This is a genomic window from Stenotrophomonas sp. NA06056 (genome assembly GCF_013364355.1).
Taxonomy (GTDB): Bacteria; Pseudomonadota; Gammaproteobacteria; order Xanthomonadales; family Xanthomonadaceae; genus Stenotrophomonas.
The window spans coordinates 1,780,341-1,792,142 of the sequence record NZ_CP054931.1 but is presented as its reverse complement, the minus strand read 5'-3'; the positions used below and the strand labels follow the sequence as shown (position 1 = coordinate 1,792,142).

12 protein-coding genes are annotated in these 11,802 nt (G+C 66.2%); 11 read left to right on the top strand and 1 reads right to left on the bottom strand.

Annotated features, from left to right (window positions below):
- Positions 1 to 510 precede the first annotated feature (510 nt).
- The gene (locus HUT07_RS07965) at positions 511 to 1,491 is read right to left on the bottom strand and encodes a helix-turn-helix domain-containing protein (RefSeq protein ID WP_176022504.1); all 981 of its coding nucleotides are present in this window, start codon (positions 1,489 to 1,491) and stop codon (positions 511 to 513) included.
- A gap of 693 nt (positions 1,492 to 2,184) precedes the next feature.
- Here HUT07_RS07965 and HUT07_RS07960 point away from each other — a divergent pair.
- The 11 genes from HUT07_RS07960 to HUT07_RS07910 all read left to right on the top strand — a co-directional run bounded on the left by HUT07_RS07960 (position 2,185) and on the right by HUT07_RS07910 (position 11,798).
- Positions 2,185 to 2,367, top strand: a complete 183-nt coding sequence (locus HUT07_RS07960; protein WP_025878547.1) for a Flp family type IVb pilin — start codon at positions 2,185 to 2,187, stop codon at positions 2,365 to 2,367.
- A gap of 101 nt (positions 2,368 to 2,468) precedes the next feature.
- Complete coding sequence (locus HUT07_RS07955; RefSeq protein WP_176022503.1) at positions 2,469 to 3,014, top strand: prepilin peptidase; 546 nt, start codon at positions 2,469 to 2,471, stop codon at positions 3,012 to 3,014.
- Positions 3,011 to 3,484, top strand: coding sequence for a TadE/TadG family type IV pilus assembly protein (locus HUT07_RS07950; RefSeq protein ID WP_176020477.1), 474 nt, complete (start codon positions 3,011 to 3,013; stop codon positions 3,482 to 3,484). The genes HUT07_RS07955 and HUT07_RS07950 overlap by 4 nt, the downstream gene beginning before the upstream one ends.
- A 24-nt stretch (positions 3,485 to 3,508) precedes the next feature.
- A complete protein-coding gene (gene cpaB / locus HUT07_RS07945; protein ID WP_176020476.1) occupies positions 3,509 to 4,558 on the top strand; it encodes a Flp pilus assembly protein CpaB in 1,050 nt (349 codons plus the stop codon).
- A gap of 18 nt (positions 4,559 to 4,576) precedes the next feature.
- Positions 4,577 to 5,935, top strand: coding sequence for a type II and III secretion system protein family protein (locus HUT07_RS07940; protein ID WP_176020475.1), 1,359 nt, complete (start codon positions 4,577 to 4,579; stop codon positions 5,933 to 5,935).
- Positions 5,936 to 5,963: 28 nt separating this feature from the next.
- On the top strand, positions 5,964 to 7,220 hold the full coding sequence (locus tag HUT07_RS07935; protein WP_176020474.1) for a fimbrial protein: 1,257 nt from the start codon (positions 5,964 to 5,966) through the stop codon (positions 7,218 to 7,220).
- The gene (locus HUT07_RS07930; protein ID WP_176020473.1) at positions 7,205 to 8,554 is read left to right on the top strand and encodes a CpaF family protein; all 1,350 of its coding nucleotides are present in this window, start codon (positions 7,205 to 7,207) and stop codon (positions 8,552 to 8,554) included. Before HUT07_RS07935 ends, HUT07_RS07930 begins: the two co-directional genes overlap by 16 nt.
- A gap of 2 nt (positions 8,555 to 8,556) precedes the next feature.
- A complete protein-coding gene (locus tag HUT07_RS07925) occupies positions 8,557 to 9,498 on the top strand; it encodes a type II secretion system F family protein (RefSeq protein WP_176020472.1) in 942 nt (313 codons plus the stop codon).
- 28 nt (positions 9,499 to 9,526) lie between these two features.
- Positions 9,527 to 10,456, top strand: a complete 930-nt coding sequence (locus tag HUT07_RS07920) for a type II secretion system F family protein (RefSeq protein ID WP_176020471.1) — start codon at positions 9,527 to 9,529, stop codon at positions 10,454 to 10,456.
- Between the two features lie 5 nt (positions 10,457 to 10,461).
- The gene (locus HUT07_RS07915) at positions 10,462 to 11,346 is read left to right on the top strand and encodes a tetratricopeptide repeat protein (protein WP_176020470.1); all 885 of its coding nucleotides are present in this window, start codon (positions 10,462 to 10,464) and stop codon (positions 11,344 to 11,346) included.
- Complete coding sequence (locus HUT07_RS07910; protein WP_176020469.1) at positions 11,343 to 11,798, top strand: DUF3613 domain-containing protein; 456 nt, start codon at positions 11,343 to 11,345, stop codon at positions 11,796 to 11,798. Before HUT07_RS07915 ends, HUT07_RS07910 begins: the two co-directional genes overlap by 4 nt.
- The last annotated feature ends 4 nt before the right edge of the window (positions 11,799 to 11,802 follow it).

Genomic DNA, 11,802 nt, shown 5'->3' with positions numbered 1-11,802 from the left:
GTTTCTGAGGGATGGCGGGGTGGGTCCGGCTGCGGGGGACGCTGCAAGTACGTCCCTGTAAGCTCGGTCGCGCCATCCATGGCGCTCACGCCCCCGCAACCGGACCCACCCCGCCTTCTACAGTTTCCTGCACGCTTTCTTGTAGAGCCGGGCCATGCCCGGCTGAGGGAAAGTCGGATCATCAGCTTTTCATTTAGATCGAAATAATCACTGAAAATCAAAGATCGATCATGCAGACAGTGATTGCACGACGGTAGATCCAACCGTCACCGGGAAACTGTCAACGGCGGGGCGGTGTGGGCTTGCAGGACCGTTGGCGCCATGGATGGCGCCATCGAGCCCCCATGGATGGGTTTACGGCGTGTCCTGCAAGCCCACACCGCCCCGCCAACCCACAGAAAACCCAGAGCCGGCTGTTGCTTTGGCTTTGGCTTTGGCTGTTGCTTTGGCTTTGGCTTTGGCTTTGGCTTTGGCCTCTGCGGGAGCCGGGCGGCAGCCCGGCCGACACCCTCAGGCAGGCTGGCCGAGCTGCGCGGGCGCGCGCATGAGAGTGTCGCGTGGCAGTTCGCCAAATACCTTGCGGTAGTTGTCGGCAAAGCGCGACAGATCCCACAGCCCGCAGCTGAGGGCGATGGCCTTGACCGAGCGCCGGTTGGAATCGGCCATCGACAGGCTGCGGCAGGCCGCACACAGCCGCAGCATCGACAAGTAGCGATTGGGCGACGTACCGAACAGATCCTCGAACGCATAGCGCAGGCCACGTTCGCTGACACCGGCGGCGTCGCAGATTTCATTCATGTAGATATTGCGGCGCAGGTTGAGGCGCATGAAATTCTCCGCCCGCTGCGCGATCAGGTAGTGCGTGCGACGGGCACGGCTGCAGTTGGGCCGGTCTGCTGGGCCGGCACCCAGCAGTGCCTGGATATGCTCGTGCAGCAGGCGCTCGGTTTCTTCCGGCTGCAATCCACCGCCCTGCCCCAGCTGCGCATGCAGTTGCTGGTAATGGCGAGCCAGGGGCATTGCATCATCGCCAAGATTGAACAGCGAAAGTGCCTGCCCCGCCGGCGGCGTACTGCGCAGGCTCAGTTCGGTCAGCTTGCGCTGCACGCGTGCGACCGGCACCAGCATCAGCGTCATCTGCGTGCCGGGGCTGAGAGTAAATTCACTGATGCCCTCGGGCATCACAGCCAGCGCCATTCCCGGCGTCAGCGGCACGCCATGGCACCAGCTCAATGCATCATCGGTGGTGTGCAGGTAACCGAGCATTGCCCAGTCGGGGGGCAGCATGAATCGCCCGCGACAATGGAAACCGCAGCTGATGCTGCAGAACAGCGCTTCCTCATGGACACGCGAAGCGAACGCCGCGCGTGGGCCATTGCCATCCAGCAGCAACAGTTCCACATCGCACACGCGGAGCACGCCGCTCAGCGTGGCCAGATCGATCGACCTGAGATCGCCTTCGTCGTTGTCTTCCACCCCACCACCGACCATGACAGTGTCGTCCCCCCGTTTGGTCTGCTGCACGGCCCCGCCCCCACTGCCTGACAGGGCACACGCCGTTTCCAAGAGCATCGTCCGTTGCCGTGATGGCCGCTGCGAATCACGCGCGCCCATCCCTGAAAATGCAAAACCTTGAATGGGAGTATGCCCGATAATCCGCAGCCGTAAACAGCATGGCGCAACGCCGCTGCATTATCGGTCGCGTGAAGAAAATGTATGCGCGAATGGCACGGTTTTCGCATGCGCACAGATCGACCTCACATTATCTGCACGACCATGAATCGTTTTGCGCAGGAACGGATATACGTCACAGATCCGGCTCGGAATATTCAGGAATTCAGCGAATCTGCCGAATTTGCATATAGGTTCCGGTTGCAGGGAACTGCCATTCAGGCAAAGTCGATTACACGGTGATCGGGCACGCAGAAAAGCGGCCACACCCAGGGGAGCAGCATGACCATGCGCATACGGCATACCGACTCGACCACCGGCCTGGTGCCGAGTGGTTGCGGTTGCGCGGCCGCTGCCCAACCTGGGAGTGATCACCCTGCTTGAGCACAGCGGGATTACCCGCCGTGCCTCCTCCGCCAGGATGGTGGGGGCCTACGGACGGTCCCGGCGGAGCCGGGCCACCGACCATGCAGGTGTCCTGCAGAAACTGACAGGTAGAGGGAGACAACCGTCATGAACGCATCGATCCGCAAGTTCCTGAAAGAAGAAGATGGCGTGACCGCGCTCGAATACGGGCTGCTGGCCGCCGTGATCGCCGGCATCCTGATCGTGGTGGGCAGAACCCAGATCACCGCGTTCTTCACCACGCTGTTCACCCGCCTGCAGGCCATCGCCACCGACGCCACCACCACCTAGCCGTCGCGCGGGGTGCAGCACCAGCGGTCGCTTCGATGGCGACCGCGGTGGCCGATGAAGGGGGTATGCAGCTGTCCAATGACGGACGACGAGGGTGTGCGATGACACTGCTGGGATTGCTGGCCATGGGAGTGTGCCTGCGGGTCGCGATCAGCGATCTGTATGCCCGCCGCGTGCCCAACACCTGGCTGCTGGCCGCGTGCGCGATCGCCGCTTCACTGATCGTCGCCAGCCAGTTCAATGCACCGCGGATGGCATGGGCGCCACATCTGCTGGGCGCGGCGCTTGGCCTGTTGGCGCTGCTGCCGTTCTATGCGGTGCGCTGGATGGGCGCCGGCGATGTGAAGTTCTTCGCCGTGCTCGGCCTGCTGCTGGGCTGGAAGGCACTGCTGCCGGTATGGGTGCTGGCCAGCCTGGCCGCAGGCGCCCATGCCGTGGTGGTGATCGTCGGAAGGCAGTTGGCCAGTCACCTGCCGCTGCGGCTGCAGATGCAGGTCAATCGCGCCAGCACGCACTGGAATGGCCACCCTGCCCTGCGCGAACTGCACGCCGCGCGCGAGGGGCGCCAGGGAATCCCCTATGCGGCCTACCTGGCCTTCGCGGCGATTGGCTGGGTACTGGCAACCACCTATGGAGGCGTCGCATGAAAGCGTTCGCACGTCACCGCCAGCGCGGCGTGGCCAGCATTGAATTCGCGCTGATGCTGCTGCTCGGCCTGCTGCCGCTGTTGCTGCTCACCTTTTCCGGCGTGCTGATCATGGCCGCGCAGCAGACCCTGGCCACGGCCTCGGCCGAGGGCGCGCGCGCATCGCTGCGCTTTGGCAGCGCCGGCGAACGGCGCACCGCAGCCTGCGTGGCGGCCCGCCGCTCCATGCAGTGGCTGTTGCAGTTTTCCGGGCAGAACCCGGACTGCAGCGCTGGCGGCGCCGGCGCCATCGTGGTCTCACCGCAGGCGCCCTGCGCCGGCCTGGCAACGGTGCAATGCATGACGGTAACCGTGAGCTACGACTATGCCGCCCATCCCTTCCTGCCAGGCACCGCCACGCTCTATGGCTGGGTGATGCGGGCCCCCATACGCAGCGTCGCGGTTGCCCAGCTGGACCTTGGCAGCAACTGACGATCGGTACAGGAGACGTTTTCCATGCTCAAGTTGACCCGTATCGCCGCCATCGCCTTGATCGCGCTTGCCGTGCTGCTCGCCGTGGTCGCCTTCGTGATCGGTCGCAAGCCGGCGGCTTCGGCGGACAATCCGAGCACGATCGTGAAGGCCGATGCGCAGACTTTCAGTGTCGTTGAAGCCACCGCGCGGCTACCCGCCGGCGAGCCGATCAGCGCCAATGGCGTGCGGCTGACACAACGCACCACAGACGTGCCGGGCGCGCTGACCGACCTGGCAGCGGTGGTTGGCAAGGTGCCGGTGCAGGACATCAGCGAAGGCAGCGCAGTGGGCGCAGGCCTGCTCGCGCAGGGCTTCTCGCTGCAGCTGCGGCCGGGTGAACGGGCACTGGCAGTGCCGGTCGATGAGCTTGTCGCCGCAGGAAACCGCATCCTGCCCGGCGATTTCGTCGACGTCTTCCTCAACCTGCGCAGCGCCGCGACTGCCTACAACGGCCAGCAGGACATCGCACAGACCCGCTTGCTGCTGTCGCGCCTGCGCGTGCTCAGCTATGGCCAGCAGGACATCGCGGCGACGCCCAGCACTGGCCAGGGCGAGGCACCGGCCCCGGCCCCCAACGACTCACGCGCTGCGGATATCACCCGTGGTTCCAGCAGCACCCACAGCAGCGGAAACGGCAGCGATGCCACGCAACCGGCACGCACTGCAGTGCTGGCGGTGCCGGTGGCCGACGCCAATCGCCTGTTGCTCGGTGCGCAGCAGGGCAAGCTGTTCCTCGCCCTGCGTAATCCGGCCGATACCGGCCTGCCGGATCTGGCGCTGTTCCCGCAGGCGCGCGGTGTACTGGACCCGGTGCGCGGCCTGGACAACGAACAGCAACAGGCCCTGCAGCGACCGGAGAACAATGCTTATGCCGGCCTGGATGGCGACGCATTGGCCGGCCGCGGCAGCAGTGTGCAGCGCAGCGCACACGAAACACCCACGCGCGCAGCGGTGCAGCGTCGCTCGACACCGCGACCGCCGGGCATCGAGATCATCCGCGGCGACACTGCCGCCCCCCGTGGCTCCCTTTGACCCTTGCCGAGAGCGCACATGACTGAACGTCGCCACCGCCTACGCTCCACTGTCCGCCAGCGCTGGCTGGCCCTGCTGCTGGTGCTGCTGGCGCCGGGTGCGAGCGTGGCTGCCGACGATCTGCTGCTGCAGACCCGCGAGCAGCGGCCATGGACACTGCCAGCCGATCTGGAGCGGGTTGCCATTGCCGATCCCGGCGTGGCTGACATCGTAATGCTGCGCGGCGCGCGCCAAGCGCTGCTGGTCGGCAAGGCACCGGGCACCACCACCCTGCTGCTGTGGCATCGCAAGCAAAGCGAACCACAACGCGTGCAGGTACGCGTGCAGAGTGCCGTGCAGGGCGCTGCCGATGCCGGCGCCAGCGGACTGGTGTTCACCCAGCAGGACCATCAGGGGCTGCTGCAGGGAAGCAGCGACAGTGTGCTGGCGCACATGCAGGAACAGAAGACCGCAGTGATGGCACTGGGCAAGGACGGCAGCCTGGCCGATGCCTCCACCATCAGCAGCGGCGGCGTAGTGCAGGTCGAGGTCAAGGTGGTCGAATTCAACAAGACCGCACTGAAGCAGATCGGCATCAACTTCCAGAACCGCAACGGTGGCTTCGCCTATGGCTTCGCCCGGCCGGGCGGGCAGCTGCCAGGCAACACCGGCATCCTCCCGGGCATGAAGGAAGGCGAGTCCAGCAACGAAAGCGAGTCACCGATCTCTTCGGCGTTCCGGCTTGTGTTTGGCTCGACCAAGGGCCTGTGGAATGCCGACGTCGACCTGCTGCAGGCCAATGGCATGGCGCGCGTGCTGGCCGAGCCCACCCTCGTTGCGCTTTCCGGGCAGAGCGCCAGCTTCCTGGCCGGTGGCGAACTGCCGATCCTGGAGCCACAGGGACTTGGCACGACCACGGTCACCTACAAGCCCTTCGGCATCGGCCTGACCGTCACGCCCACCGTGCTCTCACCGAACCGCATTGCGTTGAAGGTTGCGCCGGAAGCCAGCGACCTCGACTACACCAACTCGATTGCACTGAACGGCGTGCAGATTCCTTCGATCACCACCCGCCGCGCCGACACCACCGTCGAGCTTGGTGATGGCGAGAGCTTCGTCATCGGTGGTCTGGTCAGTTCCACCGTGGCTTCCACGGTCAACAAGATTCCGCTGCTCGGCGACCTGCCGATCATCGGCACGTTCTTCCGCAACTTCGACTACAAGCGCCAGGACAAGGAACTGGTGATCATCGTCACGCCGCGGTTGGTACAGCCGATTGCCCGCAATACCGAACTGCCGCTGCCCGGCGATCGCGAAGCCAAGCCGAACATGCCCGAATGGGGTGCATGGCTGCTTGGCCCGATCAGCCGCGATCCGGTGCCCGGTTTCTCGCGCTGACCCACATGACGTCTCCGGTACCACGCCCATGCCCTACGCCACTGCCCTGCCGCTGTACCCGCAAGGACCACCGATGAATCTGGTCCTGTACGGGATCGACCGTGAACTGCTGCCGCGACTGGCTGCCAAGCTGCCGCCGGCCACGGCATTGCATTGGCAGGACAGCGGCGAGCCGACCTCGGCACAGGATCTGCAGCGCGGCCCACAGAGCCTGGTACTGCTCGACTTCCGGCCCGAGCACGCATCGGCATCGACGGTGTTGGCGCAGCAGTTGCAGCAGACCCAGCCCGACTTGACCCTGGTGGCGGTGGGCGCCACCAGCCCCGGCCAGGTTGAAGGCGTGGTGATGGCACTGCGCGCCGGACTGCGCGATGTCCTGGACCTGGACAGTGACAACACCGGCATCGAGGCCGCCCTGCGCCGCGCACTGTCACCGCGCCCTGCCGCAAGCGCCCAGCAGGCGCACAAGGCACGACTGATCGTGCTGCTGGGCGTGCGTGCCGGTGTTGGTACCAGCACCCTGGCCGCCCATCTGTCGGTGCTGGCACAACAGACCCACACGCTTGCCCAGGGCGATGCGGCCGTGCAGGACGGGCTGCTGATGGAGTTGGCGCAGCCAGCCGGTGATCTGGCGCTGTACCTCAACCTGGACAGCCGCTTCCATTACGAAGATGCATTGCGCAACGCCAGCCGCATCGACGCCACGCTGGCGCGCACGGCGATGGCACGCCATCCCAGCGGCCTGGTCCTGCTCGACCGCGCCAGCGGCAGCGACGCGTTGCCGCCCTCGGACCCTGGCGCGCTGCTGCAACGCCTGCGCGGCGTGTTCGCCAGCGTACTCTGCGACGCCGGCGGCTGCCCGCTGCGGCAGTTGCCGCCGTTGCTGCTGGACCAGGCCGATGAAATCTGGCTGGTCGCCGACGCCTCCATCGCCACCCTGGTGTCGCTGGACCACGCCCTGAAGCACCTTTCCGGCCAGCGTGACCGCGAAAAGCGGCTGCAGCTGCTGATCAACCGCCACGATGACAACAGTGGCATGAGCCCCGAACAGATCGCGCGCCGCTTCGAGCTGCCGCTGCTGGCCACACTGCCCGAGCGCCCGCGTGTACGCACGGCCGCCAGCCACGGTCATCTGCTGCTGCAGGATGCGCCGCGCGACCCCTACCTGCGTGCCCTCGCCCCGCTGGTGCAGCGCCTGGATCCGGCCGCCTGCCCGGTCCAGGCACACGGCCTGCGGGAAAGACTTGCCCTTGCCCTGGGTGGATCGCAATGGAAGACAAAGTGACCCCGTTCCCGCACGTTGTCGCCCGCAACTCGGTGCCGGAACATGCACCGGGCAGCTTGCCCTTCGCGCAGACCGAGCAGTACCAGAAGGTGCTGTCGGCCGCACACGAGCACCTGCTCAACAGCATCGAAGACGAGCGCATCGACATCGATTCCTGGGCCCCCGACACCATCGCCCGCTGGGTGGAGGTGCAGACGGTCAGTTTCATCCAGGAATGGCGCATTCCCATCAACGAGGAAGAAATGCAGGTGGTGGCCGAGGGCCTGGTCAAGGAGCTCACCGGGTTCGGCCCGCTTGATGACCTGCTGCATGACCCCAGCATCGAAGACATCCTGATCAACGGCTTCAAGGATGTGCATGTCTCCCAGGGCGGGCAGCTCAAGCGCGCGCCACAGCGGTTCACCGACGACACCCACCTGCTGCGCATCCTGCGCCGCATCATCGCCCCGCTCGGCCGCCGCCTGGATGATTCCAATCCGATGGTCGACGCACGCCTGCCCAACGGTGGCCGCCTCAATGCGATCATTTCGCCGTTGGCGGTGGATGGACCGATGGTGTCCATCCGCAAATTCCGCAAGGATCCCTTCACCCCCGACGAACTGCTGGCCAAGGGTACCTTCGACGCACCGATGCAGGCGCTGCTGAAGGCGATGGTGCTGGGCCGCTGCAACATCCTTGTGTCTGGTGGAACAAGTTCCGGCAAGACCTCGCTGCTCAATGCGCTCGCCAGCTATGTACCGGCCAACGAACGCGTCATCACCGTGGAAGACACTGCCGAGCTCTCGCTCAACCACCCGCACGTAGTACGCCTGGAGAGCCGCATCGGCGGTGCCGAGGGCCAGGGCGCGGTCAGCATCCGCGACCTGGTACGCAACAGCCTGCGCATGCGCCCGGATCGTATCGTGGTCGGCGAAGTGCGTGGCGCCGAGGTGCTGGAAATGCTGCAGGCGATGAATACAGGCCATGACGGATCGATGGCCACCATCCACGCCAATTCGCCGCGCGACTGCCTCTACCGCATCGAGATGCTGGCGGGCTTCGCCGGCTTCCAGGGCAGCGAAGACAGCCTGCGCCGGCAGATCGCCAGCGCGATCGATTTCATCGTGCAGATCTCGCGACTGGGCAGCGGCCGTCGCGTGCTGGTGTCGATCACCGAGATCACCGGCGTCAGCGACAACCTGATCACCACCCAGGAGATGTTCCGCCACGAAGTGCAGATCGATGGCAGCGGCAAGGAGATCGACCGCTGGATCGGGCTGGGCTTCCAGCCGCATTCGCACAAGCTGGAACCGTTCCGGCAGCAGTTGCGCGAATCCCTTTACGGAGACTTCTGAGCATGAGTACCGGCCTGCTGCTGGGTGTGCTGAGCATCGTGTCGGTGCTGTTGGCGCTGGCCGTGTGGCTGTGGGGGACGGCCAGCAACCGCGAACAGCGTCAAGCGTCCGTGCAGCATGCCGAACAGCAGCTGGCACGTGGCACCGGCCCTGCCAGCGCACCTGCCGATGCGGCACGGCAGGCACCGCTGCCTGCGCCGGGTCGCCGCACCCTGCCCTGGGACGGGCTGCTGCAACGGGCCGGCCTGGCACAGGGCTGGAAGCTGCCACTGCTGATGCTGCTGCCGGGCATCGGCCTGTCCGTTTTCGCGGTGCTGCGCCTGGGCACCTTCTGGATGTTCCCGCTGACCCTGCTGCTGTACCTGCTGGGCTGCTGGCTGTGGCTGATGCGCCGCACCGGCAAGCTGCAGGCGCAACTGCTGCACCAGCTTCCGGACTTCCTCGACAATCTGGTGCGCCTGACCGCACTCGGCAACAGCCTGCAGGCCGCCTTCCAGGTCGCCTCGATGCAGACCAACGCGCCGCTGCGCGGCCTGCTGGACACTACCGTGCGCTATGCACGTGGTGGCATGGACCTGGACCGCGCACTCAACCTGGCCGCACAGCCCTACCGCATGGACGTGCTGAAAGTGCTGGCCGTGGTGATGGGCGTAAGCATACGCATTGGCGGACGTGCCGATCAGATCCTGCAGCGCATGGGCGACTTCATGCGTGACCTGGAACAGGCGCAGCAGGAGCTGGCTGCAACCACCTCTGAAACCCGCATGTCGGCCTGGGTGCTGGGCCTGCTGCCACCGGCCAGCGCCGTGTTGATGGCCATCTCCAGTCCCGAGTTCTTCCAGCCCGTGCTGCACGACCCCCTCGGCCACAAGATCCTGCTGATCGCGCTGGGCATGGAGCTGACCGGCGCCTTCCTGCTGTACCGCCTGGCCAAATCGCTATGAACGTTGCCGTCCACGCAGGAGGCCTCCAATGAGCGCGAGCATCTGGTTCGTGGCAGCGCTGCTGGTGCTGGCTGCAGGGGTAGCCCTGCTGGGGCTCGGCAACTGGGTGCGCGGCCATCGCGAGGAGCGCAGTGCGGCCACATTGAAAACGGCGTTGCGGCCACGCGACAGCGAAGACGCCGCTGTCGACGCACGAAAGGATTCACTGGGGTGGCTGGAACGGTTCGGTCGTGGATTGAGCGGCGGACGCCTGGAAGCGGCGCTGCTGGCCGGTGAAGATCGACTGCTGCTGGACCTGGCCGGTTGGAACACCCGCCGCGGCACCGCCATCTACCTCGGCCTGCGCCTGCTGCTGGCGCTGCTGGTACTGGGTATTGCGCTGACGATCAGCGATGCCACGGGCCTGTCCAGGATCATGGTGGTGATCGGCGCGCTCGCTGCCGGCCTGCTGCTGCCGAAGTTCGGGCTCAGTGCCTGGGTCAAGCGGCGGCGCCGGGCGGTGAACAATGAACTGCCGTTGCTGATCGACCTGCTGCGCCTGCTGCAGGGCGTGGGCTTCAGCATGGACCAGAGCCTGCAGACACTGGGCGACAAGCTGCGCGACGCGCTGCCGGTGCTGGGCGGGGAAATCCAGGAAGCGAACGTGTCCTACACCCACGGACGCACCCGCGCGCAGTCGCTGCGGCGGTTGAGCGATGTATACGGTGACGACGACCTGTCCAGCCTCGTGCAGTTGATCCTGCAGGTGCATGCCCATGGCGGCGCCGTGCAGGAACCCCTTCGCCAGTTCAGCATCCGCCTGCGCGAGCAGCGTCGCAACGCGCTGAAGGAAAAGGTCGGCAAACTCTCGGTGAAGATGACCGTGGTGATGATGCTGACCCTGCTGCCTGCACTGATGCTGGTGCTGGCCGGACCGGCGCTGGTCGCGCTGGCCACCACCTTGTCGAAAATGGGATGACCTTCATGCCTGTCCTGCGCCCTGCCTGCCTGCTGCTCGCCCTGGTTGCCACCGCCGCCGGCTGCAGCTCCACCACGCCGAAGTACCTGCGTGCGCCGAGCCTCGCAGAGCCGACGCCGGCCCCGCAGGACAGCCGCAATGCTTACCTGGAACTGATCCAGCGCATGCAGCAGCAGGGTGCCTGGTACGCCTCGCTGGCGCACGTGGATGCCTTCCGCCAGCGCTACGGCGACACCCCGGCATTGCGCCTGCTGCAGGCCGATGCACTACGCCAGACCGGCCAGATCGATGCGGCGCTGGCGCTGTATCGCGACCTCGGCAATGGCCCGCAGGCGGCCGCCGCCGCGCATGGCATGGGTCTGATTGCTGCCCTGCGCGATGATGACGACGGCGGCGAGCAGGCACTGGCACGTGCCACCCAGCTGAACCCCCTGAACACCGATTACCTGGGCGACCTCGGCTATGCACGACTGCGCGCCGGGCGCTTCGAACAGGCACGCGAGCCGCTGGCCAAGGCACTGGAACTGTCGCCGGGCAACGCCAAGGCCACCGCCAATCTCGCCCTGTGGGCGCTGCTGCGTGGCGACACGGCCACTGTCGAACGATTGGCCCAGCAGGCGAGCTTCAGCGTGGAAACGCGCCGCAGCGTCGAACAGCAGGCACAGCAGATCCGCACGCGACTGCAGCAGCGCCAGGCAGCGGCCAGTGCTGCAGCGGCGGCAGCGACGCGACCGATTGCTTCCGTAGCCACCTGCCCGGCCGTCGCAGGCCCGCGCCTGGCGTCCGAACCTCGCCATGAGGGGCGTGACGAGCGCGAGCCAGCACGACTGCCGCCCTCGATGCTGGAACGCTTCGGCACCACCGACCATCCCACCGGGAACACACCATGACCTCGACGCCGCTGATCCGCTGCCTGCTGCCGATGCTTGCCGGCCTGTCTTTCGCCGCGGTTGCGCAGGCACAGACGCCGCAGCAGCCGTTGACCGGACAGATGCTGGGCGGTGCTGCGCCCGCGCCGACAGCCGCCCCCCTGCACAACGAGCCGTTGGCCACCGTGGACGTATCGCCGGAACAGGCTCCACCACCTCCGCCAGTCCCTGCAGCCAAGCCTGATTTCGGCGGCAAGCAACTGCGGCCCAACACCTCGCAGATCGGCGATACCACACGCAGCCTGTTCCGCCTGCAGGCGTCCGGCGAGCTGGCCGGCGCCCGCCTGCCGATCCTGGGCGACCAGGCCACGTCCAGCTACGCGCGTTACCTGAAGAGCTTCCAGTACGACATACCGCAGTTCTTTGAAACCGACGTCGCCAAGTCCGCAGGATCCTCCCGATCCGGACGCTGAGGTC